Here is a 24,424-nt window from a genome sequence, read left to right as displayed (position 1 = left end):
AGTGGTCACGAATGCTGTAAATTCAGCGTGTTGGATGCGCCGCAATTTCTTTCAGATCGGATCGGTGATTCAAAACAGGGGCAGGATCCATAGAACGTTCGATTTTCCGGTTTATTTGGAAGTACTCAAAACGCGATCAGCTAATTCTGCTGGCCGTGACGTCTACGCTGTTCCCGCTGCTGTATCTGACACTGGAATTGCCCAAGCGCATTATCAACGATGCCATTGGTGCAGCCAGCCCGATTGTGGATGTTCTGGGGTATCAGGTACCGCAAACCACATTCCTGATTATTCTGTGCGGCGCGTTCTTACTGGCGGTGCTGGCGCATGGCCTGATGAAGATGCGTATCAACACCATGAAGGGTGTGCTGAGCGAACGGATGCTGCGCCGCTTCCGGTATCAGCTGATCAACCGCGCCCTGCGTTTCCCCCAACCGTATTTCGAGCGGGTCAGCCAGGGTGAAATGGTGTCGATGATCACCGCCGAAAGCGAGCCTATGGGTGGGCTTATGGGCGATGCGATCAGCCAGCCGGTCCTGCAAGCGGGACAGATGATCACGATCCTGTCGTTCCTGTTCCTGCAAAGCGTCTGGTTCGGGCTGGCCGCTGTGGCCTTGATACCGCTGCAGGCGTGGCTGATTCCCAAGCTGCAGCGTCAGATCAACTTACTGAACAAGAAACGCATTCAAGAAGTCCGCGTATTGGCCGCGCAAATTGGCGAGAATGCCGCCGGGGCCTCGACCCTGCGGGCCAATGGCGGCTGGCGTTATCGCCGGGCGATGATCTCGGAACAGTTGGGACGGCTATTCGGCATTCGGTTCGAGATCTACCAGAAAAAGTTCTTTATGAAGTTCATCAACAACTTCATCTCGCAGCTGACGCCGTTCATGTTCTATTTGATTGGCGGCCTTCTGGTATTGCAGGGGTCAGTCTCGCTGGGGGCGCTGGTGGCGGCGTTGGCGGCGTACAAGGACCTGAGTTCGCCGTGGAAAGAGCTGCTGACCTACTACAACCAGACGCAGGACATGTCGCTGCGCTGGGACGTGGTGATCGAACGTTTTGCCCCGCCGGGAATGCCCGATGAAAAACTGTTCGAAGGTGAGCCCGAAACGCGACCACATCTGAATGGGGATATCGCGCTGGATCGAGTCTCGGTTCGGGATATGGATGGCAATCAGGTTTTGGATGATCTGAACCTTACCTTTAAAGGCGGACAAACTGTTGGGATTGCGGCCCCCAGCGAAGAGGACCGGCGCGCCGTTGCTGAGTTGCTGACGCGGGAAATCCTGCCCAGCGCGGGTCGGGTCGAGATTGGTGGCGAAAACCTGTCGAACCTGCATCAGAGTGTGGTGGCCGCGCGCATCGGCTACGCCTCGTCACGCCCGGTCATGTTTCAGGGGACGTTGGGCGACAATGTGATGATGCCGATGCGTCAGAGGCCGCTGACAACGCAGTCCGACGACCCTGATTTTGCTGAGACACAGCGGGCAGGCAACAGCGCCGATCCATATGATGCCGAGTGGCTTGACCCGTCTCAGGCCGGGTTGGACAGCCCCGACGCGCTGCGCGATTGGTGGTTGCACCTGATCGATGGCATGGGGTCGGGGGCGGCTTTGTTCCAGCGTGGATCAGAGCAAGTGTTTGATCCGATTGAACACCCGGAATTGGCCAGCAAACTGGTCGAGCTGCGCCCCTTGGTCCAGCAGGCGGTGCAAAAGGCTGGGCTGGAGCAACAAGCTTTGGTGTTTGATCGCGACACTTACAACCCGGCCTTGCCGGTGGTGGAAAACCTGCTGTTCGCCACGCCGCGTGTGCCGGTCACGCAGGAATTGCTGGCGCGTCAAACCGTCTTTTTGGGACAACTGCGCGAGTTGGGGTTGGACGAAACACTGGTTGGTCTGACCCGCGATGTGATCGAGATGCTGCGTCAGATCTTTGGTCTGGACGGCACCGACCACCCGCTGTTCCGCAAGCTGGGACTTGAGGCGCAAACCTATGAGGCCGCGCTGGAACTGGTCGAGCGGACCAGGAATGAGGGCGTATCCGGTCTGGATGACGAACAACTGGCCAATCTGCTGGCGGTGCCATTCGTGATTTCGGCGGAACAGATTGGGCCTGCCTTTACCGATGAGTTAAAGAACCGAATCCTCGAACTACGTCACAGCCATTCCGAGAAATTGCTGGGGCGGTTGCATGACGTTTTCGTCTCGCTGGACAAAACGGCATTTGCGCCGGGTCTGACCGTTATGGAAAACGCCCTGTTCGGCAAAGTCAGTCAGATCGGGGGCGGTCGTTCGGACGAGGCGCGTAAGCTGATTGTCGATGTGCTGGACGAAAATGGCGCGCGCCCGCTGGTGGTCGAACTGATTTATGACGTCCCGGTCGCAATCGGTGGTCAGAACTTGCCTGCCGTTTTTGCCGAACCACTGGCCTTTACCCGCGCGACGATCAAAAAGCCGGACATCCTGATCCTGGAAAACGCGCTCGCCAGCTATGACATGGCGACACAAGTTGCTGTTTACAAAAACCTGCGTCAGTTGCTGCCCGACACGACAGTTATCTATCTGAACGACCAGTTCGAAAATCCGGATGTATTCGACATGTTTGTCGAAATCCGGCAAGGTCGTGTGGTCTCGGACGGAGGGTATGATGCCGTGGAAGAGGATAGCGCCGCCTCAGCCGATCTGGCGCGCAAGCTGCGCGCATTGGAACAGACGCCGCTGTTTTCCGGTCTTGACCGCAGGCAGTTGCGCCTGCTGGCCTTTGGTGCGCGCTGGTTCGATGCCAAGCCGGGCGAGGTTGTGTTTCTGAAAGATGACCAACCCACCGATGGGGCCTATGTGGTGCTTGAAGGCGAGGCCGGGCTGTACCTGCCGCAGATGGAAGGCCCGGATCAACTGATCACAAAAGTGGGGCCGGGGGCACTGGTGGGGGAACTGGGGCTGATCCGCAAGGAGCCCCGCGCCCTGAGCATGATTGCCGAGACGGAACTGTCCTGCTTGCGGATCGGGGAAGAGGAATTCCTGGCGGTGGTCGAAAACGATGCCGCTACCGCATTCAAGCTGATGCAGGTGATCGCTGGGTACGTTTCGAACTAGATCTTGGGCTTACAGAACAATTCGTAAAGCAGCTCGATGACCTGCGCGGTGTTGCCGTCCTGCAGCGAGTAATAGATGGTCTTGCCGTCTCTTCGCGTGGACACCAGCCGTTCCTGCCGCAACCGGGCCAGCATCTGGCTGACGGCGGCCTGCCGGATTTGCAGCAGGTCCTCTAACTCACCCACTGATTTTTCGCCGTCGCCCAGATGGCACAGGATCATGAGCCGACCTTCATGGGCCAGTGTTTTCAGAAACGCCGCAGCCCGCGCGGCGCTTTCTTTCATGTCCGCGGGGTTTTCAGAATGTGCGCCTTCGGTTTCTTGGGCTTTGGGGGTCACACGCAGCCTGTTTGTTCGCAATAGGGTTGGACCAATATGCCCTGAAACCGGTTTGGTTGTCACCCCTCGGTCGCTGGCGCACCCCCTTGAAAGGCGTTGCCGTTGACATAGTCGCAAGGTTCTTCCTGCATTTGCAAATGCAGCCCGTCGCCGGTGTAGGGATGCGTACGGGCCAGGTCCTCGTCCACCTCGATCCCAAGGCCGGGTGTGGTTGGGGCGGTCACGAAACCATCATCGACACGCAAAGTGCCTTTGATCAGCTGATCGTGGAAAGGCGTTTCGATAGTCTCCAGCAGCAACAGATTTGGGATCGACGCGGCCAGATGGATATTTGCGGCCCACTCGATTGGTCCGGCATATAGATGCGGTGCCATTTGGGCATTGAACACCTCGGCCATGGCGGCGACCTTCTTCATCTCCCATATGCCACCAGCGCGGCCAAGGGCGGGTTGCAGGATTTCGGCAGCCCCGGCACGAAGTACCGCGCCAAATTCGGCCTTGGTGGTCATACGTTCTCCGGTCGCGACAGGGATGCGGACGTTGCGGGCGACGCGGGCCATATCCTCGATCATGTCGGGGGGGGTGGGTTCTTCGAACCACAGCGGAGAGTAGGGTTCCAGCGCCTGACCCAACCGGATTGCGCCTGCGGTGTTGAACTGGCCATGGGTGCCGAACAGCAGGTCGGCCCTGTCCCCCACGGCCTCGCGGATCGCTTTGCAGAACGCGACCGACATTGAGATATCGGACATCGCAGGCATATGCCCGCCGCGGATCGTGTAAGGGCCTGCCGGGTCGAATTTCACCGCGGTGAATCCCCGCCGTACCATCTCGGCCGCGCACTCACCGGCCTGATCGGGTGAAGTCCAGAAATCGGACAGATCATGTTGCGGCAGGGGGTAAAGGTAGGTGTAGGCCCGGATGCGCTGGTTCATCACCCCACCCAGTAAGGCATAGACCGGGCGGTTACGATCCTTGCCCAGAATGTCCCAACAGGCAATTTCAAGCCCCGAAAACGCGCCCATGACAGTCAGATCGGGACGCTGAGTAAAGCCGCTGGAATAGGCACGGCGGAACATCAACTCGATGTTTTCGGGATTTTCGCCCAGCATATGCCGTTCGAACACGTCCCGGATCACGTGCTGCATCGCGCCGGGACCGACGGATGAAGCATAACATTCCCCCCAGCCGGTGATCCCGGTATCTGTCGTCACTTTGACTAAAATCCAGTACCGTCCACCCCAGCCCGGCGCAGGTGGGGCGGTAACGATGATGTCGAGGTCCTGCAGTTTCATCCGGTGTCCTCCCCTTGGATGGCGTCAGCCCCTGTCGAACAGGATCACGTTGCGCTTGGCGGATCCGGTTTTGGTGTCTTCAATTGCCTCGTTGATCTGATCCAGGGACCACCGGCCCGAGATCAGCTCGTCCAGTTTCAGCCTCCCCTGTTCATACAGGTCGATCATCCACGGGATATCGCGCTGAATGACCACGTCGCCCATTTTCGAACCCACCATGCCCTGACCCAGCGCGGCCAGAACCACTGGTTCATAGCTGGACATATCGCCCGAATGCGGCATGCCGATCATGATCGCCCGGCCGCCCCGACCCAAATAACGCGGGGCCTGATCATAGGCCGGAATTGCACCGACGGTGATCAGAACCGCATCCGCGCCGCGCCCACCCAGTGCCTTGAAGGCGGCTTTCCACGGTTGATCCTGACTGGCCAGCACGCCATGCGTCGCGCCAAATTCCATGGCGATGTCCAGCTTTTCCTCGGTCATGTCGACGGCCACAATCCGACGGGCCCCAGCGATACGGGCCCCCTGAATGGCGTTTAACCCGACACCACCCGCGCCGATGACCACCACGTCCTGACCTGGGCGTAGCTTCGCGGCATTCACCGCCGCACCGACCCCGGTGATTACGCCGCAGGACAGGAGGCTGGCCACGTCTTTCGGCATCTCAGCAGGAAGTTTCACGATTTGCCGGTGGCTGACGACAACCTTTTCGGCAAAGGCACCGCAAGCCATCGCCTGATCTAAGGGACCACCGTCCACTGTCTGCAACGGTCCTTTGACGGTGTCATAGGGCGTTTCGCAGATAGTTGGCTGCCCGCCTGCGCAAGACGGGCAGGACCCGCAGGCGCGGATTAGGGTAACAACTACTGGGTCGCCAACCTTGAAACCCCCGGCCTCGTCGCCAATCGCGGTGATCACTCCAGCGGCTTCGTGGCCATAGACGGCAGGCAAATGCCCACCCCATGCCCCGCTAGCAAAGGTGATATCGGAATGGCAGATCGCCACGGCCTCAAGTGTCACTTCGACCTCGCCCGCGCCCGGCGGTGCCAGCAAGACGTCTTCGATGACCAGAGGTTCGTCAAACGCCCGGCAGACGGCGGCTTTGATGGTTTGCATGTGGTCCCTCACTCCCTTTTGATCACGGTGGCGCGGGAAACTGCATGTCGCAAGACGGAAACCGTCATCCAGGCGTCGTTGTTACGCCACGACAGGGCGCGATCGCAAAAATAAGGCAAATCCGACGACCATCATAACCAGGGCCAGCAGGAATGGTGCGCCGGGCAGGTAGATTGCCGCGTCAGGTTTGGCAAAATGAGCGAACACGCTGGTCATCACCAGTGGCGAAATCACCATCGACAGCGCGTGCAGCGAGGTCAGCACACCCTGCAACTCACCTTGTTGCGAATCCGGGGTTGCGCGGGATGTCAGGGCCTGCAGGGCAGGGGTCACCACCGCACCGACTGCGGTGATCGGGATCAGCATCAGAGCGATGAAGCCATTGGTCAGGAAAGCCAACAGCAGAAAGCTGACCACTTCGAAAGCCATACCGTAGATGATCGTTACCCTCTCACCCAGGTACCGGGTCGCGGGGCGGATCAGGCCACCTTGTACAGCGGCCATGCCGATCCCGTACACGCCCAGTGACAGACCGATCATTTGAGGTGACCAGCCAAAGCGCTCGGTTGTGAAATAGGCCCAGATTGCGGGGTAAACGTAGATGGACACCGAGTAGAGGAAATAGACCCACAGCATCGGGCGGATGCCGGGTAAGGATGCGATGGCACGCAAAGAATTGACCGGATTGGCGCGGCGCAGGCTGAAGGCCCGGCGGGTTTTGTCGGTCACCGTTTCCGGCATGACCAGAAGGCCCGCCAGAAAAGTCAACGCGGACAAGGCGGCTGCCGCCCAAAAAGGCGCGCGGGTTCCGTATTCGCTCAGTAACCCACCGATAACTGGGCCCAGCACAAACCCCACCCCGAAGGCGGCACCCAGCAGGCCAAAATTCGCCGCCTTTTCGTGCGGTTTCGAGACATCCGCCATGAACGCCGCCGCCGTGGCATGGGTGGCCGCGGTGATGCCACCCACGATGCGCCCGACCAACAGCAACCAGATGCTGCCGGCAATCGCCATCACCACATAGTCCAGCGACATGACGAACAAGGACACCAACAGCACAGTGCGCCGGCCATAGGCGTCGGATAGGTTGCCCAGAATTGGCCCAAATACAAATTGCATCGCGGCAAAGGCGGTGCTGAGCACACCGCCCCAGATCGCTGCGTCGGACAAAGTGCCGCCCTGAACCTCGATGATCAGCTCTGGCATGATGGGCAACACCAGACCGATGCCCATGGCGTCGATCATCACCGTGCCGAGTACGAAGAGAAAAGGTAGACGCATAGAAACCGCTCGCGAGATTCGCCCGGACCCTATCACGCTTCGTTCACCTGTGAAGCACCTGTAACGTCAGGTCATGCCGCCGGTAATTTTTGTTCCAGATCGTCCAGAATTTCGGACAGAAGGCGGGGATGAGAGAAGAACGGAGAATGCGAGCTGTTGATTGTTGTCCGCAAATCTTCGGGCGCGACGTGGCTCATTTGTTCTTCGTATTCCCTTGGGATCGTATGGTCGTCCGTCGCGGTGATGTAAGCCTTGGGGACGCGCGCGAAATTATCTGCAACGGACAGCGGGGTTTCCTGCGGTGCGATGGGCTGAGGGCACATGCGCGCAAGGGCATAGGGTACGGTTTCAGGTGCGCAATCGTGATAAAACAAATCTTGCACCATGTCTGGCCTGAACGTGTAGGACAGGCAATCGGTGGATTTTTCGACGGCATCAACGACCAGTTGGCGCGGGGCCCTTTTGCGCATCTCAATCATCGAAAGGCCGTCTTGCGGAACATATGCGCACAGATAGATCAGGGCCCGCATTGCGTTCGGGGCGGCCTCGGCGGCGGCGCTGATGGGATAGCCGCCCCAGGAATGGCCAACGAGGATCGTTTTCGGAGTCGAAGCCGAAAGAACTGCATCGCGGCAACTGTCCAGCGTGACATCGACAATCGGTGTCGGGTCCGAGCCGTGGCTGGGCAGGTCAATTGCGCGCGCCGTGTGACCCAGTGCCGTCAGGGCGGGAATGACATCACGCCAGCACCATGCGCCATGACACGATCCATGGATCAACAGAAAATCTGCCAAAACAGTGCTCCTTCAAATATGTCCAATATCGGTCAGAAAATTACGCAGCAGGGCGGCGTATTCCGCCGGTTGTTCAACACAGGGCAGGTGACCGGCCCGGCGCATCAATTCGAATTTCGAGCCAGGGATAAGTTCAACGGTTTCGCGCACCAGATCCGGAGGGGTCGAGCCGTCCTCGCTGCCGGCAATGCCCAGCGTCGGCAGGCGCAAACCGCTGGTGGGGGTGTAGAAATCCGTGCCCGAAATCGCGGCGCAGCAACCCAGATAACCGTCAACGGGCTGTCGCACCATCATGTTGCGCCACAGCAAGTGTTCCGGCTCTGAGCGGAAACTTTTGGAAAACCACCGTTCCATCGTCGCATCGGCCAGCGCTTCGATACCGCCTTGGCGCACCGCATCCATACGGTCCTGCCAGATTGAAGGGATGCCGATCTTGGCGGCGGTGTTCGACAGGACCAGCGCGCGGATTTGATCCATACGCTTTACCGCCAACCCCTGCGCGATCAAACCGCCGATGGACAGGCCAACAAAGACGCAATCGCGAACGTCCAACAGATCCAGCAATGCCTCGGCATCGCGCACCAGCGCGCCCATGGAATACGGGGCAGGCGGTTGTGACGACAGGCCATGCCCGCGCTTGTCATAGCGAATGATCCGTAAACCGGCAGGCAGATGCGGCAGCATCGCGTCCCAAAGGCGCAGGTCGGTTCCTAGCGAGTTGGCAAAAACAATGGGCGCGCCGTTTGGATCACCATCCACGCGATAGTGCAGCTGCACTTCTCCAATATCTGCGATCTGCATGACACAATCCCCTGTCGTCATACTTTAAGGAATCAGGTTGACCCAAACATTGATCAATGTCAGGTCAGGAATTCCAGCGCTTTTCCAAAGACTTCCGGGTCCACATTGCCCCCCGAGGCCACGACGATTACCGCGTCGCCTTCGATTTTTTCCTTGCGGAAAAGGGCAGAAGCCAACGATACCGCGCCGCCTGGTTCTAGCACGATTTTCAAACGTAGAAAGGCCAGAGCCATCGCACGCATGGCTTCCTCTTCAGTGACCGATAGGCCCGGACCACACAAGCGGCTGAGAATTGGAAAGGTAATCTGTCCGGGCTGCGGCGTCAGGATCGCGTCACAGATATTGCCCGCAGTTTCAGCATTGGCCTGAATCTGACCGCTGGCCAATGAGCGTTTGACGTCGTCGAACCCTTCGGGCTCACAGGGGCGGGCGCGCAGACCGGGTGCGTGACCTTCCAACGCCAGAGCGATCCCTGAAGTCAGCCCGCCGCCACCGCAGCAGACCAAAACATCGCTTTGCTTAACGCCCATTTCGGCGGCTTGCCGAACAAGCTCCAGCCCGGTAGTGCCCTGACCGGCGATTACCTGCGGTTCATCATAAGGGCGGATCAGGGTCAGGCCGCGTTCGGTGGCCAGAGATTCGCCAATCTCTTCGCGGCTTTCGTTTGCGCGATCATACAGGACGACCTCGCCCCCCAGTGCGCGGGTGTTGTCGATCTTCAACTGGGGCGCGTCCGAGGGCATGATGATCACTGACGAAATGCCGTGCCGTGCTGCCGCCAAAGCCACGCCCTGCGCGTGATTGCCCGAGGAATAGGCGATCACGCCGCGCTGTCGGTCCTGTGCATTCAGCGCCGAGATCGCTGACCACGCGCCACGGAACTTGAAGCTGCCCGTATGTTGCAGGCATTCGGGCTTTACCAGCACCCGACGACCGGCCAGGTCATCCAGAAACGGCGAGGTGAGCAGCGGTGTTTCCCGAACGTGACCCCGCAGCCGATCGGCGGCGGCTTCGATCATCTCCAAGGTGCTCATACGGTATCCAATACTTTGCGGATAAGGGCCAAAGACTGCGGTTCGTCCAGAAACGGCACATGGCCGCGATCCGGTATTTCTGCCGAGATAAGATAGGGGTGACGTTTGTGCATCTCGACCAGCGTATCCTTGCCGAGAACATCCGAATTTGCGCCCCGAATGACACCTGTCGGAATATCGCGCAAGGCTTCGAAGAACATCCATAAATCCGGAAATTTGCCCGCAGCGGTTTGTTCCAGTAATGCAGTGCGCAAGGCCGGATCATAGCGCAACGTCAGCCCATCGTCGGTCAGTTCGTATTGGATTTCCGCCTGCTGCCGCCACCGGTCCAGCGAAACCCCGGGGAATTGCTGTTCCATCACCTGCTGTAAGATTTTCGCGGCCTCGTCATAGGTTTTTGAAGTCGGCTGTTTGCCTACATAATCCATGATCTTGGCAATACCTACAGGGTCGATCACAGGGCCGACATCATTCAGAATCACCCCGGACAGCCGTTCGGGATGACTGACGGCCAGCGCCATGGCAATCAACCCACCGCGCGAAGTGCCTAAGACAACCACACGGTCCAATCTGAGATGATCCAGCAATTCGATCACATCAAGGGATTCGCGAACGATGTTATAGTTCATGTAGTCCGGGTCATGATCCGATTGCCCGCGCCCCCGGTAATCCATCGTGATCATCCGCACATCGGTGATATGTGGCGCCAGGAACGCGAAATCCTGACTGTTGCGGGTCAGCCCAGCAAGGCACAGCACCGGAGTACCGGCACCGATGTCATCGAAGAAAAGGCGCCTGTCATCAGACGTGGTGAAAAAAGCCATTAAACTCCGGCCAGTTGAGGGATCGTTGTCAGGTCGGACAGAACATGTGCGGGCGTCCATGGCAAGCGGTCCATTGGCTCATCTGCACGATTAACCCAGGCGGTTACGAACCCGTACCCGCTGGCCCCGGCGGCGTCCCACCCGTTCGAGCTGACAAAAAGTACCTCGTCACGGGCACAGTCGAAACGCTGCTGCACCAGATCGTAGACACTGGAGTGAGGTTTGAAGACGCCAACACTTTCGACTGACAGCACGTCGTCCAGCACGCCGCCGATTCCTGCCGATTGCACCGCACCATCCAGCATGGGCGGCGACCCGTTGGACAGAATCGCGGTGTTCAGACCGCCCTCTTTCAGGGCGGTCAGCATCTGGGGTACTTCCGGATAGGCCTGCAATTCCCAATACAGGTCCAGCAGACGTTGGCGCAGGGTGGGATCGCCCTCAAGCCCGGTGGCGTCCAACGCCCAGTCCAGCCCGTCTTGCGTGACATCCCAGAAATCGGCATGGGCATCGGTGATCGCGCGCAGCCAAGTGTATTGCAACTGTTTCAGCCGCCAATGATTTGCCAATTCGGGCCATTTCTGTTGCAGCTTCTCGAACCCGGGCTCGGATGCGGCTTGCCGCGCGGCGGCGGCAACGTCGAACAGCGTGCCATAGGCATCGAATACGCAAGTGGTGATCGGCATCAATTCCCCTCCCTCATTCGCGCGCAGGTTGGCACAAGTGGTGCAGGCACAAAAGGGGGGAGGGTTTACAATAGCGCGTTACCCCCTAGGGTTGGCCGCTCAATTTCTTAACGGCCGGAGGCCACCTATGACCGAGATCAAACAAGGCGACACGGTTCGCATCCATTACAAGGGTACTTTGCTGGACGGAAACGTGTTCGACAGTTCCGAAGGGCGCGACCCGCTGGAATTTGTGGTTGGGTCCGGTCAAATCATTCCCGGTCTGGATACGGCTATGCCCGGCCTGACAACGGGTGAGAAAAAACGGGTCGAGATTGCCTGCGTGGATGCCTATGGCCCGATCAATCCGGCGATGCGGCAGCAGATCCCGCGCGAAGGGATACCGGATGACATCCCGCTTGAGCCTGGCACTCAGCTACAGATGCAGACACCGGATGGGCAAGCGCTGCCTGTGACGGTGGTGGAGGTGGATGACGCAACCGTCACGCTGGACGCCAATCACCCGTTGGCCGGGCAGGATCTGATTTTTGATATCGAGGTTGTTTCAATCAACTGACAACCGTGGGCCAGCGTGTTGGATCAGCCTGAAATCAGGCTGGTCCAGGATGTGAGAGTGGTGCGGACTTCTGCCTGTGTGAAGAACACAAACAGCATCAGCAGCGTGGTCAGGGCCAGCAATGCGATCCGGCCGCGTTGCCCCAGAAAACCCGATTTGCGCCGGGATGCCCGTGTGGTGGTGGCGATGATTTGTTCTGCTTTGCTCATGCCGCTATCACTGCCCGAAAAAGATGGTTAAATCTTGGCGCGGACAGGGAAAGATCGGGTCACATGTGATCGGGTTGCGGCATTCCCAGAACGTGGAACCCTCCGTCTACCCGAATGATCTCACCCGAAGTGCAGGCCCCAGCGTCCGAAGTCAGGTAAACTGCGGTGCCACCGACGGCTTCGAGCGTTGCGTTTGCACGCATCGGTGCATTCTGATCGCAGAACTTGTAGGTCTTGCGTGCGCCGCCGATGGCCGCACCTGCCAGCGTTTTCATCGGGCCGGGCGAGATGGCGTTCACTCGGATGCCTTCGGGGCCCAGATCATTGGCCAGATAGCGGGTCGCCGATTCCAGCGCCGCCTTGGCCACGCCCATGACGTTGTAGTTCGGCACAACGCGGTTCGAACCCTGATAGGTCAGCGTCAGCAGTGAACCGCCATTGTCCTTCATCAACGGGTAAGCGCGGCGCGCAACCTCGATAAACGAATAGGCAGACACATCCATGGAGTGTTTGAAATTCGCCCGCGTGGTGTTGAGGAACCGGCCCGTCAGCTCGGATTTGTCCGAGTAGGCAATCGCGTGAACTACGAAGTCGATGCTAGGCCAGCGCGCGCCCAGCTCATCGAAAGCACGGTCCAAAGATTCGTCGTCGGTGACATCCGCATCCACCATGAAATCGCTGCCCAGGCTTTGCGCCAATGGCTCCAGCCGCTTACCGAACGCTTCGCCCTGATAGGTGAACGCCAGTTCTGCGCCGGCTTCGTGCATGGCCTTGGCGATGCCCCATGCAATCGAGCGGTCATTTGCCACGCCCATGATCAGGCCGCGTTTGCCCTTGAGAGTATCCGACATCGTATTCACCCGTTATACTTTGACAGAACCATGGACCCGTTGGTGCCACCAAAGCCGAAGCTGTTGGTCATCACGCTGTCCAAGCCTGCGTTTTCAACTACTTGAGTTGCAATTTCACCGGGCAGGATGCCTTCGGCAAGTGTGTCGACATTGATCGACGGAGTAATGAAATCATGGTGCAGCATCAGCAGGCAGAACACCGCCTCAAGCGCGCCTGCGGCACCCTGTGCGTGGCCCGTCATCGACTTGGTCGATGAAATCGGGGGCACATTGCCTTCGCCAAAGATACGGCGCACGGCCTCAACCTCACCCACGTCGCCGACCGGGGTCGAGGTACCGTGGGCGTTGATGTAGCCGACCTTGCGGCCTTCGGGCAGTGTCGACAGGGCCAAGCGCATCGCGCGCTCGCCACCCTCACCAGACGGGGCTACCATGTCGTGGCCGTCCGAGGTCGCGGCATAGCCGGTCACTTCGGCATAAATCTTAGCGCCGCGGGCCAGCGCGTGCTCCAGATCCTCAAGCACGACGATGCCGCCGCCACCCGAGATCACGAACCCGTCGCGATTCTGGTCGAACGCGCGCGAGGCTTTGTCGGGCGAGTCGTTGTATTTCGAGGACATCGCGCCCATCGCGTCGAACAGGCAAGACAGGGTCCAGTCCAGTTCTTCACCGCCGCCGGCGAACATAACGTCCTGTTTGCCCAGCATGATCTGTTCGGCCGCGTTGCCGATGCAATGCAGCGAGGTCGAACAGGCCGAGGTGATCGAATAGTTGATGCCCTTGATCTTAAACGCGGTTGCCAAGTTCGCGGAAATCGTCGAGCACATGCATTTTGGAACCGCAAAGGGACCGATGCGCTTGGTTGCACCGGTTTTCAGCACCGTCTGATGCGCGGTCAGCATGGCGCTGGTCGACGGGCCGCCCGATCCGGCGACTAGCCCGGTGCGTGGGTTTTGAACCTGATCCTCGGTCAGGCCTGAATCTGCAATTGCCTGGGTCATGGCAATATGGGCATAGGCCGCGCCGGGCCCCATGAAGCGCAGGGTGCGCTTGTCTACATGCTCGGATACATCAATATCCAGCGATCCGGCGATTTGGCTGCGAAAGCCATGTTCGACCATCTGCTCATTGGCCACGATGCCGGATTTACCGGCCTTGAGTGAGGCCAGAACCTCTTCGGCATTGTTCCCGATGGAAGAGACAACCCCCAGACCGGTGACAACTACTCGACGCATGTGCGTGCTCCTTATTTCAAGCCAGTCCGGCTTAGGCTTCGGACAGAACGACTTTCATATCTTTGACGTCGTAAATCATTTCGCCGTCCGCTTCGACGATACCATCTGCCACGCCCATCGTCAGGCGGCGAGTCTGGATCGCTTTCTTGAAATCAATCTTGTAGGTCAGCATTTTACGGTCCGGGCGCACCATGCCGGTCAGTTTGACCTCGCCCACGCCCACGGCCATGCCGCGCCCCTGCCAGCCACGCCAGCCCAGGTTGAAGCCGGTAAGCTGCCACAAACCGTCCAGCCCAAGACAGCCAGGCATGATTGGGTTGCCGGGGAAGTGGCAGTCAAAGAACCACAGGTCCGGGGTAATATCGAATTCGGCCAGCACATGGCCTTTTCCGTGCGCACCGCCATCTTCCGAAATGTCGGTGATGCGGTCCATCATCAGCATCGGCGGAGCAGGTAGCTGCGCGTTACCGGGGCCGAATAACTCGCCACGGGCGCATTTCAGCAGATCGTCTTTGTCAAAGCTGCTCGGGAATTGGGCCATTCTGCCGCCTCTCCTGCCAGGGGTCCGTTTATCTAATCTGGCCTCACCTAGCACCCGTATGCAAGGTCCTGCAAGAGCGGTCGCCCACATCATGTTGTGTTCAGGGCATTCTTTGCGAATGAATTTCATTTGAAATTGCCTGGCCGGAACACTTATATATAGTTCAGAAAAGAACAGGTATCGGATTCATGACACCTCAGAGCCAAAACATAGCGACTTCCTGGTTGGTTGACGCAGGATTACGCCCGACGCGTCAGCGCGTTGCCTTGGCCGAATTGCTGGTGGGCGACGGTAAACATCGTCATGTCACAGCCGAAAGCCTGTTTGATGCGGCCAAGAAAAACGGCGATGCTGTTTCACTGGCGACCGTGTACAACACCCTGCGCGCGTTTTGCGACGCCGGGGTGCTGCAGGAAATCACGGTGGATGGGTCTAAAAGCTATTTCGACACCAACACCCATGATCACCCCCACTTTTTCTGGGAGGATGAAAGCCGCCTAAGCGATGCGCCCTCGGATCAATTGGTGATTCAGCGCTTGCCCGAGGCACCCGAAGGGGTTGAAATCGCATCGGTCGACGTCGTGATCCGCCTGCGAAAAAAATAATCTTACGGTTTTAGATCAGATAGGGCCTGCTCGGCGGTCGCAATCTGCGTGTCCGAGGGGCCAGTGCCATGTCGTGCCAGCACCACGGGTTCTGCCGTAAATGGTTCCGAAACGGGCAGGCTTAGCAAGGGCATCCCATCATAACTGGTATGGGCGGGGGGGTTGGCATAGCTGATCGCAACCCCTTCGCCATGTGCCGCAAGGCTGCGCTGAATTTCCAACGAGGCCGCGCGATGTGCGACCGTTGGGTTTTCCCCGATATGGCGAAACAGCCCCAATACATGCTGTGCCGACAACCCTTCCTCTGACAGGATCAGCGGGTAGGCCGCCAGGTCCTGAAGGGAAACGTCGCTGTGTGCGGCCAAGGGATGATCCGGCGCCAGCAGAGCATGCGGCGTGCTTGTGAACAGCGTCTGCTGGGTAAAACCTGCATCCATGCTGAGCCCATAGGTCAGGGCAAGGTCAATCCGCCCGTCAATCAGGCCCGAGATCAGCCCTTCGAAACTGTCCACCCTGTAGGTGATTGCAACGTCCGGCATCTGCACACGCAACTGGCGCAAGGCGCGTGAAAGCAGGAAGGGCGCCAGATCAACAAAACACCCCAGCCGCAACCGGGTCTTACCCACGTCTCTATCAGTGGCATTTTCCAACCGGGCGGCACTGGCCAGCAGCGCCTCGGCCTCATCAATGAAACTGCGGCCCTGTGGTGTCAGCGCCATGGCTGCTCCGCGCCTGCGGGCGAACAGGGGATAACCCAGCTGTTCCTCGACCCGCGTCAATGCGTTGGACAGCGCAGGTTGCGAGACATTCAGGTGCAGTGCGGCGGCGGACAGGCTGCCATGCCGCCCGATGGCGCAGACATATTCATATTGGCGCAGGGAAATATATAACATGAAGTTAAGTCTACCTTTGAAAGATATTACTTGAACAGGGGACTTTGTCATGTGCAGATCACACAACCCTACGGCACGGAGACTGACATGACGCACCCTCTGGTCACGCAAGAGATGATCGACACTTTCCAGCAGGACGGCGTGATCCTGATCAAGGGGCTTTATACCGGTCACGTCGAAGCGCTGCGCGAAGGCGTTGCCGCGAATATGGCAGAACCCGGCCCGTACGCGTCAGAAAACAAGAAACAGGGCGAGACCGGTCTGTTCTTTGACGATTACTGCAACTGGTCGCGGATTGATCAGTTCCGGGATGTAATCGAAAACTCTCCGGTGGCCGAGGTTGCAGCGGATCTGATGCAGTCCCAAACCGTGCAGATGTTTCACGATCACGTTCTGGTCAAAGAGCCCGGTACCTCAATGGCGACACCGTGGCATCAGGATGGTCCATATTACTTTGTCGAGGGGCAGCAGACCATCAGCTTCTGGTCGCCGCTCGACCCGGTTAAAAAAGCGACGTTGCGCTGCGTGGCGGGGTCACACCGTTGGGAGAAAGAGGTGTTGCCGACCCGCTGGGTATCGGAAGAAGGGTTCTTCCCCGACGAAGGCCAGTACATCCCCGTTCCGGACCCGGATGCCGAGGGCATGAAGGTCGTGGAATTCGAAATGGAGCCGGGTGATGCAGTGGCGTTCAACTATCGCACGCTGCACGGCGCGCGCGGTAATCAATCAGACAGCCGCCGTCGGGCGTTTTCGCTGCGTTTGGTCGGGGATGATGCACGGTATGTGGAGCGTCCAGGCCGGACTTCACCGCCGTACCCTGGCCATGACATGACGCCCGGTCAACGCCTGCGCGAGGACTGGTTCCCGGTGCTGCTACGACGCTAGAACGGGCTCAAAACCACTGGCCCGATTCGATCAGTCCGAGTTCGAGCAATTGGCCGGATTTCCACTGAAATGGCACCGAGTTGTGCCAACAGAAACTTGGAATGTCGAAGGTGGACCCGGCGTTAGTCTTCAACGCTTTGGCCGCGCGGAACGAACACACGGCTGCCGTCATATTGTGATGCCAAGGGCAGGAATAGGTGTTGTATTCCGGCTCGTTAAAGGTGTGGTCGGGCCGCAATTCCAGCCCCTTGCGCGATTTGAACAGAGCAATCCGGTCGATGCGGCGGCGTTCATAGGGGATGTGATCTTCGAACCGCCAGCGCAGGCCGCCGGACATGTCGAGCTGCCTCTCGACCGGGTGGCCTTCGGCGTCGTGGCGGGCGTGGGCGTAGTATCCTGTGCTGTCCAGCATGGCGTGATCCGGGGCGACGCCGTTTGGAAACGTGTTCAGGTCATCAGCATAAAGGTCGACGACATGGCTGAGCATCGCGTCGCGGCGTTCCTCGGCGTGGAAGGCCAGCAATTCGCCCACCGTGCGGGTCTCGCAAAACGGAAAGAACAGGTACTCGGCGTTATAGCAATAATACATCCAGATACCCGGCGCGGCCTGAATGATCCTGTTGATTGTGTCGAATGCAACTGTGCTGGGTACGCAGGTCAGGGTGACCCTGTGGATGCGGTCAGACAATTCAGAACCCAGCGCGAAATCCTGCGGCATGAAGGCAATCACGGACTTAAAGCCCAGATGCAGATGGTGCCGGAGCGTGCTGTCGACCTCGACATTGTCTTCAACAAAGATCAGCGCGACAGGGCCCTTGGCCAGGGCGGATTTGCCTGAGGTGAGGAAATCGTCGAGAGAGTCGTATTGCATTGCCTGTCCGGTTCCACTTTGCTGGAATCTGCTGTCAAAATCGGGTATCCGCCCCGGCATTGCAAGCGGCGTTCGTAGGGTATAGATGACGCCGATCCCGTCAGCGCAAAGGCCATACCCATGTCGGAACCCAAAAAGCTGTATATCAAAACCTACGGTTGCCAGATGAACGTCTACGACAGTGAACGCATGTCCGAGACGCTGGGTGGGCAGGGCTATGTGGAAACGCAAAGCCCCGATGATGCCGACATGATCTTGCTGAACACCTGCCATATCCGGGAAAAGGCCGCCGAAAAGGTCTATTCCGAGCTTGGTCGGTTCAAGGGTCTGAAGGCGGAAAAGCCTGACCTCAAGATCGGCGTGGCGGGGTGTGTGGCACAGGCCGAGGGCGAAGAGATCATGCGCCGTCAGCCGCTGGTTGATCTGGTCGTAGGGCCGCAAAGCTATCATCGCCTGCCCGAGATGGAGGCGAAGACGCGCACCGGTGCCAAGGCGCTGGACACGGATTTCCCCGAAGAGGATAAGTTCGAAAAGCTCAAAAACCGTCCCAAGGCCAAGCGTGGCCCGACGGCGTTTCTGACCGTGCAGGAAGGCTGTGACAAGTTCTGTGCCTTCTGCGTGGTGCCATATACCCGCGGTGCCGAAGTCAGCCGACCCGCAGATCGTATTATCCGCGAGGCGCAAGACCTGGTTGAACGCGGCGTGCGTGAGATCACTCTGTTGGGTCAGAACGTCAACGCCTATCACGGGGCTGGTGCAAACGGAGACATGACACTGGCCGGGCTGATTTGGGAGTTGAACAAGGTTGATGGGTTGGAGCGCATCCGCTTTACCACCTCGCACCCCAATGACATGGCCGACGACCTGATCGAGGCGCACGGAACTTGCGAGAAGTTGATGCCGTATCTGCATCTGCCGGTGCAGTCAGGCTCGGACCGAATCCTCAAACGTATGAACCGCAGCCACACCGCCGAAAGCTATCTGCGCCTGATCGAACGTATCCGCGCTGCGCGGCCCGATATCGTGATGTCTGGGGACTTTATCGTTGGCTTCCCTGAAGAGACCGAAGGGGATTTCCAGGCCACCATGGATTTGGTGGAAGAGGTCAAATACGGCTATGCCTATTCCTTCAAATACTCGACACGTCCGGGAACGCCTGCAGCCGAGCGGCCTCAGGTTGATCCTGATGCGGCGGATGACCGTCTTCAGCGCCTGCAGGCCCTGATCACGCGGCATCAGCGGGAAATTCAGGACGCAATGGTAGGGCGCAAGGTCAAGGTTCTGTTTGAAAAATCTGGACGGCTGCCAGGCCAGATGGTCGGGAAATCCGAGTATTTACATTCGGTTCACGTGTCTGACGCCGATGTCGCGGTCGGAGAATTGCGAGGTGTTGAAATCACCGCCTCAGGGGCAAATTCGCTGGCCGGTGAGCTGATCTGATGCCCCCCCAAAGTGCTGTTTGAAAGCCATAGTGGGTAATTGTTCCAAAAATTAACCCTTGATTTATCGCCGGTAACTATGTTCGGACAAAAGCCGGACGTATTTGGGGAAAAGGGTTTCTGTTTCCTAAAATTCAGGTCGGTGCTGACCCTGTTTTCGGGCCAGGACGATGGAGGGTACGAGTGAAATTCCTAACACGTTTCTTTGGGCCAAACGGCCGGTTTGTTTTTCCGGCGGTGCTGGTGCTTTCACTTTTTTCCAGCGCAACGGTGGCGGGTAACCTTGAACAGGGGGTGACGGATCCCCCGGTTGTCAGTCCCAAGCGTTTGGGCAGCGACGTTAGCGCGTTCTATCTGGGCCTGAGCGGGGCCTACGCATCGGGTGGCACGGACCGATTCGGACTGCGTACCCAGACGGATCTTTTCGAAATCGGAGAGCTGGACCTGAGTGGCGGCTACGGTGGTATCCGTGGCGGTTGGCGTGGTGTTCTGCCGGCAATCGGCGGCCGGGATTATGTTTATGGGTTCGAACTCGGCTATGACTTCGGAAAGATCGACGATGAGGTGTCGACGGATATTGGCACTGTAGCTGTTACTGGCGGATCTGAGGTTTCGGACATTATTTCCCTGCGTTTTCGCAACGGTTTGACCAACAAGAGCGGCACCGTTCTGTATTTTGTCTCGGTCGGGTACGTGCAGGGTGACATCACAACGTCAAGCAGCCTGCCCACGGGCGGCACTGTTCAATCCTTTGAAGACAGTGACTCTCGAAATGGGTTTTCAGCCAGTATCGGTGCAGAACACAGTCTGAACGACAACTGGTCGATCACGGGTGAGTTTGAATACGTGCAATTCGACTCGCGCGAGGTTGAATTCGACAACGGGTTCTCAACAAAATCCACCCCTCGCTACCGTGGTTTGCGTTTTGGATTGAATTACACCTTCTGAAGCTGTCCGCGATTGGGGTGGTGCTCGGCTGCGTCTGATTTCGGCGGTTTTACCATCTGTTTGGGAAAAAATGAAACTGTGGCTTGCGCCCACCGAGAAATGTTGTCTACGCTCAGGGTATAAACGCCAAGACAGGAGAACGGATTGGCCATCGGTGCCCTTACCCCACCGCAAGATGACATGCCCCAAAGTGAGGCGTTTGTTGAATTCCCTGACAATCGGTTGTTGATTGATTTGTGCGGCGAGTATGACCGCAACCTGACCGAAATCGAAACGAAGCTGTCTGTCCAGATCGTGCGCCGTGGCAATCAGTTGGTTGTCATGGGTGACGAAGACGCTCAGAAGCAGGCGATAGAGGTGCTGCAGGCCCTTTACACCCGTCTGGAAGGTGGGCGCGATGTTGAAGCCGCCGATGTGGATCGCGAATTGCGGATGGGCGGATCGGAACAGGAAACCGGCAGCCGCGACGGTGATCAGCTTGAGATGTTCAAAGGCGGCACGGTAGAGATCAAGACCCGCAAAAAGCTGGTCGAGCCGCGCACAGACGCGCAAAAGGCCTATGTTCAGTCGCTGTTCCAAAATGAACTTGCGTTTGGGATCGGTCCCGCAGGCACGGGTAAGACCTACCTGGCTGTTGCCGCTGGCGTGTCGATGTTTATCGGTGGGCATGTGGATCGGATTATCCTCAGCCGCCCCGCGGTCGAGGCCGGTGAAAAGCTGGGCTATCTGCCCGGTGACATGAAGGACAAGGTCGATCCGTACATGCAGCCGTTGTATGACGCGCTGAATGACTTTTTGCCCGGCAAACAACTGGCCAAGCTGATCGAGGAAAAACGAATCGAAATTGCTCCTCTGGCCTTTATGCGCGGGCGAACCCTGGCCAATGCATTTGTAGTGCTGGATGAGGCGCAAAACGCCACGACCATGCAGATGAAAATGTTTCTGACCCGTCTGGGTGAGGGCAGCCGCATGGTGATCACAGGTGACCGCTCGCAAGTCGACCTGCCGCGCGGGGTTCAGTCGGGGCTGAAAGATGCGGAACGTTTGCTGAAAACGATCCCGAATATCAGCTTTAACTACTTCACCTCGAAAGATGTGGTCCGCCACCCGCTTGTCGCCGCCATTATCGAAGCGTATGAGGCCGACTCGGGCCGTGAGACGGGGTAATCGTCCGCAGCCGCAGGCTTTGGACGTGGTGACATGAACCTTGAACTGACAATTGAAGACGCACGTTGGCAGGGGCTGGAACCCTTGGCCGCGCGTGCCATTCAGGCGGTTTTGGACTATTGCAGTCTGGACTCTGACCTGTGTGAAGTCAGCCTTTTGGCCTGTGATGATGCGCGCATCGCCGAACTGAATTCGGAGTTTCGGGAAAAGCCCACACCGACCAATGTGCTCAGCTGGCCCGCCGAGGATTTGGCAGCCGAGGAACCGGGGCAGAGCCCGACGCCGCCTGAGCCGGACTTCACCGGTGAAATCCCGTTGGGGGACATTGCGATTGCCTACGACACCTGCGCGCGCGAGGCGGATGAGGCAGGGAAATCAATGAATGATCACGTCATGCACCTGATCATTCACGGGACCTTGCATCTGCTGGGCTATGATCACATTCGTGACACCGACGCCACTTTGATGGAAACGGTTGAGGTCGCTATACTTGGCAAAATGGGTATCGATGACCCATATAATGTGTAGACGGGCCATCAAGGCCGATTATTTGGAATAGGATTATGGGCGAGACAGACGGCAGTTCTATGGCGGCGCAGGGCGCGCAATCCAGGAACAGCGGTGAAGATAGTAAAGAGAAAGCCGGTTTCTTTTCTCGAATTGTGGATGCGTTTTCGCCGCAGGGCGAGGATGAGGAAAGCCAGGTGACCAACGGTCACGAGGTCGACAAGGCACAGCCGCGCGGCATGATCAACCTGCGGCGGATGCGGGTTGAGGACGTGGCCATCCCAACGGCCGAGATCATCTCGGTCCCTTCAACAATCACCAAGGATGAGCTGGCGCAGGTGTTCCGCGAAAGCGGTCTGTCGCGGATTCCGGTGTATGAGGGCACGCTGGACACGCCTTTGGGGTTCGTCCACCTAAAGGACTTTGCCCTAACCCACGGATTCAACGGTGGGTCCAGTGAATTCGATCTGGTCAAGATGCTGCGGACGTTGCTGTTCGTTCCGCCTTCGATGCCGATTGGGGTTCTGCTGACCAAGATGCAGACGGAACGTCGCCATATGGCGTTGGTGATCGACGAATATGGTGGTGTCGACGGGTTGCTGACGATTGAGGATCTGATCGAACAGGTCGTGGGTGAAATCGCGGATGAACATGACGCGGATGAAGATCAGCTTTGGGTTCAGGACAAGCCGGGTTGTTACATCGTTCAGGCCCGCGTCCCGTTGGAAGAGTTCGAGGCCGAGATCGGGCGCTCGCTGACCAGTCACGAGGACGTGGATGAGGAAGAGATCGACACTCTGGGCGGTCTGGTCTTCATGCTGTCGGGCCGGGTGCCAGCGCGGGGTGAGGTTGTCTTGCATCCCGAAGGCCCTGAATTCGAGGTGATCGACGCCGATCCACGCCGGATCAAGCGTCTGCGCGTCATGTTGCCGGATCTCGTTGTATGAACCCTGCACAGGGTTGGTCCATTTGGCTGAAATGTGCTTTGGCGGCGCTGCTGGGTGCGCTGGCGGCGTTTGGCCTTGCCCCGTTTGGTGTGTGGGCGGCAACGCTGGTTGCTCTGGTGCTGCTGGCGCCGTTGTTTCTGTCAACCGAGACTCGGGGCAGGGCCGCCTGGCTGGGCTGGGCTTTTGCCACCGGGTATTTCGCACATGGTCTCAGCTGGATTGTCGAGCCGTTCTTGGTGGACGCAGAACGTCACGCTTGGATGGCACCCTTTGCCCTGATCTTCATGGCCGGAGGGTTGGCGTTGTTCTGGGCGCTGGCCTTCTGGGTCGCGCGGCGGCCTGCGGGTGGCGCAATCACACAAGCTGTTTTTCTGGTTGTGACCGTGTCGCTGGCGGAAATCGCCCGCGGCTATGTGCTGACAGGATTTCCATGGGCGGGGCTGGCGCAGGTTTGGGTCGGCTCTCCGGTGGCCCAGCTGTTGTCATTGGTCGGACCCTATGGTTTGGGCGCATTGACCCTGTTGGCGACGTTGCCCTTGGGGGCGGCACTGGCGCAACGCGGTGGATTTGCATTACCGCTTGGACTGACAGTAGGCGCGGCCTGTTTGGCGCTGGGCTATGCCTCCGCGCGCCCGGCGGTTACGGAAACCGATCATGTCGTGCGCCTGATCCAACCGAACGCGCCGCAACATCAAAAATGGGACCCCGAATACGCGCCTTTGTTCTTTGCACGCCAGATAGAGTTTACTGCGGCGCAGCCTCGGCCCGATCTGATTGTTTGGCCCGAAACCTCGGTACCTGCCTGGCTGAGCAGCGCGCAACCCTATCTGGATGCCATTGCCGATGCGGCGCAGGGCACGCCGGTTTTTTTGGGCATTCAGCGTGGTGACGGACCGCGTATCTATAACTCGATGATCTATCTGGATGAGAAGGGCCAGCAGCAGGGTCTGTACGACAAGCACCACCTGGCCCCTTTTGGGGAATATGTACCGTTCGGCGAGGTGATGGCAAAATTTGGTATCTTTGGCATGGCGGCGACCACCGGCCATGGGTTCAGCGCTGGGCCCGGGGCAGCTTTGATGGATGCGGGCAAGCTGGGCAAGGCGCTGCCGTTGATCTGTTATGAGGCCGTGTTCACGCAGGATGTTTTGTCCGCGCCGGGGCGCGCGGATTTTCTGTTGCAGATCACCAACGATGCGTGGTTCGGCACACGGTCTGGACCCTATCAGCATCTGGCCCAGGCTCAGATGCGCGCGATTGAGCAAGGCCTGCCGATGATGCGGTCAGCCAATACCGGCGTGTCGGCGATGATTGACCCCTTGGGGCGCATCACGCAGGCGCTTCCTTTGGGTCAGGCTGGATTTTTCGATGCAAAACTGCCTGCTCCGCTTGTCTCAACGGTGTATTCTAGGAATGGGGATGTTCCGGTCTTTGTCCTACTGGCGGCTTTCTTCGCGCTGTTTTGGCGCAACGCCCAGCGGGCGCATGCATAATTACCGATTG

25 protein-coding genes are annotated in these 24,424 nt (G+C 58.5%); 10 read left to right on the top strand and 15 right to left on the bottom strand.

What is annotated here, in order from left to right:
• Nucleotides 1-101 precede the first annotated feature (101 nt).
• Nucleotides 102-3,098 (top strand): ABC transporter transmembrane domain-containing protein, encoded by a 2,997-nt coding sequence (locus ACR3EP_RS09630; RefSeq protein WP_226688973.1) that lies wholly within the window; start codon nt 102-104, stop codon nt 3,096-3,098.
• On the opposite strand, the gene ACR3EP_RS09625 is transcribed toward ACR3EP_RS09630, so the two are convergent.
• The 9 genes from ACR3EP_RS09625 to ACR3EP_RS09585 all read right to left on the bottom strand — a co-directional run bounded on the left by ACR3EP_RS09625 (nt 3,095) and on the right by ACR3EP_RS09585 (nt 11,267).
• Nucleotides 3,095-3,382, bottom strand: coding sequence for an ArsR/SmtB family transcription factor (locus tag ACR3EP_RS09625; RefSeq protein WP_480639011.1), 288 nt, complete (start codon nt 3,380-3,382; stop codon nt 3,095-3,097). The two genes, ACR3EP_RS09630 and ACR3EP_RS09625, sit on opposite strands and share 4 nt — an antisense overlap.
• 113 nt (nt 3,383-3,495) lie before the next feature.
• On the bottom strand, nt 3,496-4,728 hold the full coding sequence (locus ACR3EP_RS09620) for a mandelate racemase/muconate lactonizing enzyme family protein (RefSeq protein WP_480637508.1): 1,233 nt from the start codon (nt 4,726-4,728) through the stop codon (nt 3,496-3,498).
• 24 nt (nt 4,729-4,752) lie between these two features.
• Nucleotides 4,753-5,847 carry a Zn-dependent alcohol dehydrogenase gene (locus tag ACR3EP_RS09615; RefSeq protein WP_170351788.1) on the bottom strand — a complete coding sequence of 365 codons (1,095 nt, stop codon included), beginning with the start codon at nt 5,845-5,847 and terminating at the stop codon, nt 4,753-4,755.
• Between the two features lie 81 nt (nt 5,848-5,928).
• Nucleotides 5,929-7,128 carry a TCR/Tet family MFS transporter gene (locus tag ACR3EP_RS09610; protein WP_480637506.1) on the bottom strand — a complete coding sequence of 400 codons (1,200 nt, stop codon included), beginning with the start codon at nt 7,126-7,128 and terminating at the stop codon, nt 5,929-5,931.
• Between the two features lie 71 nt (nt 7,129-7,199).
• Nucleotides 7,200-7,922, bottom strand: coding sequence for an alpha/beta fold hydrolase (locus ACR3EP_RS09605; RefSeq protein WP_480637504.1), 723 nt, complete (start codon nt 7,920-7,922; stop codon nt 7,200-7,202).
• 12 nt (nt 7,923-7,934) lie between these two features.
• The gene (gene pcaD, locus ACR3EP_RS09600) at nt 7,935-8,723 is read right to left on the bottom strand and encodes a 3-oxoadipate enol-lactonase (protein WP_425081441.1); all 789 of its coding nucleotides are present in this window, start codon (nt 8,721-8,723) and stop codon (nt 7,935-7,937) included.
• Between the two features lie 59 nt (nt 8,724-8,782).
• Entirely contained in the window at nt 8,783-9,757 is a 975-nt protein-coding gene (locus ACR3EP_RS09595) for a threonine ammonia-lyase (protein ID WP_480637502.1), read from the bottom strand.
• Entirely contained in the window at nt 9,754-10,581 is an 828-nt protein-coding gene (locus tag ACR3EP_RS09590) for an alpha/beta fold hydrolase (RefSeq protein ID WP_480637500.1), read from the bottom strand. Before ACR3EP_RS09590 ends, ACR3EP_RS09595 begins: the two co-directional genes overlap by 4 nt.
• Nucleotides 10,581-11,267, bottom strand: a complete 687-nt coding sequence (locus ACR3EP_RS09585; protein WP_170399112.1) for a haloacid dehalogenase type II — start codon at nt 11,265-11,267, stop codon at nt 10,581-10,583. The genes ACR3EP_RS09590 and ACR3EP_RS09585 overlap by 1 nt, the downstream gene beginning before the upstream one ends.
• Nucleotides 11,268-11,394: 127 nt before the next feature.
• Here ACR3EP_RS09585 and ACR3EP_RS09580 point away from each other — a divergent pair, with 127 nt between their 5' ends.
• A complete protein-coding gene (locus tag ACR3EP_RS09580) occupies nt 11,395-11,823 on the top strand; it encodes an FKBP-type peptidyl-prolyl cis-trans isomerase (protein ID WP_170378947.1) in 429 nt (142 codons plus the stop codon).
• A 23-nt stretch (nt 11,824-11,846) separates the two neighbouring features.
• Here ACR3EP_RS09580 and ACR3EP_RS09575 read toward each other — a convergent pair whose 3' ends face one another.
• Genes ACR3EP_RS09575 through fabA form a run of 4 tightly spaced genes read right to left on the bottom strand, consistent with a single transcriptional unit; the run spans nt 11,847 to nt 14,659 of the window.
• Nucleotides 11,847-12,032 carry a hypothetical protein gene (locus ACR3EP_RS09575; RefSeq protein WP_170351780.1) on the bottom strand — a complete coding sequence of 62 codons (186 nt, stop codon included), beginning with the start codon at nt 12,030-12,032 and terminating at the stop codon, nt 11,847-11,849.
• Between the two features lie 59 nt (nt 12,033-12,091).
• Entirely contained in the window at nt 12,092-12,883 is a 792-nt protein-coding gene (locus ACR3EP_RS09570; RefSeq protein ID WP_170351779.1) for an enoyl-ACP reductase FabI, read from the bottom strand.
• 5 nt (nt 12,884-12,888) lie between these two features.
• A complete protein-coding gene (gene fabB, locus ACR3EP_RS09565; protein WP_170351778.1) occupies nt 12,889-14,118 on the bottom strand; it encodes a beta-ketoacyl-ACP synthase I in 1,230 nt (409 codons plus the stop codon).
• A 31-nt stretch (nt 14,119-14,149) separates the two neighbouring features.
• Nucleotides 14,150-14,659, bottom strand: coding sequence for a bifunctional 3-hydroxydecanoyl-ACP dehydratase/trans-2-decenoyl-ACP isomerase (gene fabA, locus ACR3EP_RS09560; RefSeq protein WP_058283235.1), 510 nt, complete (start codon nt 14,657-14,659; stop codon nt 14,150-14,152).
• Between the two features lie 188 nt (nt 14,660-14,847).
• Between fabA and irrA the strand changes: the two genes are divergently transcribed.
• Nucleotides 14,848-15,264 (top strand): iron response transcriptional regulator IrrA, encoded by a 417-nt coding sequence (gene irrA, locus ACR3EP_RS09555; RefSeq protein ID WP_170351777.1) that lies wholly within the window; start codon nt 14,848-14,850, stop codon nt 15,262-15,264.
• 2 nt (nt 15,265-15,266) lie between these two features.
• Here the strand turns inward: irrA and ACR3EP_RS09550 are convergent, their stop codons facing one another.
• A complete protein-coding gene (locus ACR3EP_RS09550; RefSeq protein ID WP_480637497.1) occupies nt 15,267-16,157 on the bottom strand; it encodes a LysR family transcriptional regulator in 891 nt (296 codons plus the stop codon).
• Between the two features lie 87 nt (nt 16,158-16,244).
• Between ACR3EP_RS09550 and ACR3EP_RS09545 the strand changes: the two genes are divergently transcribed.
• Nucleotides 16,245-17,042, top strand: coding sequence for a phytanoyl-CoA dioxygenase family protein (locus ACR3EP_RS09545; RefSeq protein WP_480637495.1), 798 nt, complete (start codon nt 16,245-16,247; stop codon nt 17,040-17,042).
• 7 nt (nt 17,043-17,049) lie between these two features.
• On the opposite strand, the gene ACR3EP_RS09540 is transcribed toward ACR3EP_RS09545, so the two are convergent.
• Entirely contained in the window at nt 17,050-17,913 is an 864-nt protein-coding gene (locus ACR3EP_RS09540) for a hypothetical protein (RefSeq protein WP_170378957.1), read from the bottom strand.
• Between the two features lie 120 nt (nt 17,914-18,033).
• Here ACR3EP_RS09540 and miaB point away from each other — a divergent pair, with 120 nt between their 5' ends.
• The 6 genes from miaB to lnt all read left to right on the top strand — a co-directional run bounded on the left by miaB (nt 18,034) and on the right by lnt (nt 24,414).
• Complete coding sequence (gene miaB / locus ACR3EP_RS09535; protein WP_480637493.1) at nt 18,034-19,353, top strand: tRNA (N6-isopentenyl adenosine(37)-C2)-methylthiotransferase MiaB; 1,320 nt, start codon at nt 18,034-18,036, stop codon at nt 19,351-19,353.
• A gap of 182 nt (nt 19,354-19,535) precedes the next feature.
• Nucleotides 19,536-20,300 (top strand): outer membrane protein, encoded by a 765-nt coding sequence (locus ACR3EP_RS09530; RefSeq protein ID WP_480637491.1) that lies wholly within the window; start codon nt 19,536-19,538, stop codon nt 20,298-20,300.
• A gap of 144 nt (nt 20,301-20,444) precedes the next feature.
• Complete coding sequence (locus ACR3EP_RS09525) at nt 20,445-21,467, top strand: PhoH family protein (RefSeq protein WP_170351771.1); 1,023 nt, start codon at nt 20,445-20,447, stop codon at nt 21,465-21,467.
• Nucleotides 21,468-21,500: 33 nt separating this feature from the next.
• Nucleotides 21,501-21,995 carry an rRNA maturation RNase YbeY gene (gene ybeY, locus ACR3EP_RS09520; RefSeq protein ID WP_480637489.1) on the top strand — a complete coding sequence of 165 codons (495 nt, stop codon included), beginning with the start codon at nt 21,501-21,503 and terminating at the stop codon, nt 21,993-21,995.
• A 35-nt stretch (nt 21,996-22,030) separates the two neighbouring features.
• Nucleotides 22,031-22,921, top strand: a complete 891-nt coding sequence (locus ACR3EP_RS09515; RefSeq protein ID WP_170399141.1) for a hemolysin family protein — start codon at nt 22,031-22,033, stop codon at nt 22,919-22,921.
• Nucleotides 22,918-24,414: an apolipoprotein N-acyltransferase gene (gene lnt / locus ACR3EP_RS09510; protein ID WP_480637487.1), complete on the top strand. Its 1,497-nt coding sequence runs from the start codon at nt 22,918-22,920 to the stop codon at nt 24,412-24,414. The genes ACR3EP_RS09515 and lnt overlap by 4 nt, the downstream gene beginning before the upstream one ends.
• Nucleotides 24,415-24,424 lie beyond the last annotated feature (10 nt).

It is taken from the genome of Ruegeria sp. BB10 (assembly GCF_056535725.1).
This window is presented reverse-complemented; position numbering and strand designations above follow the sequence as displayed.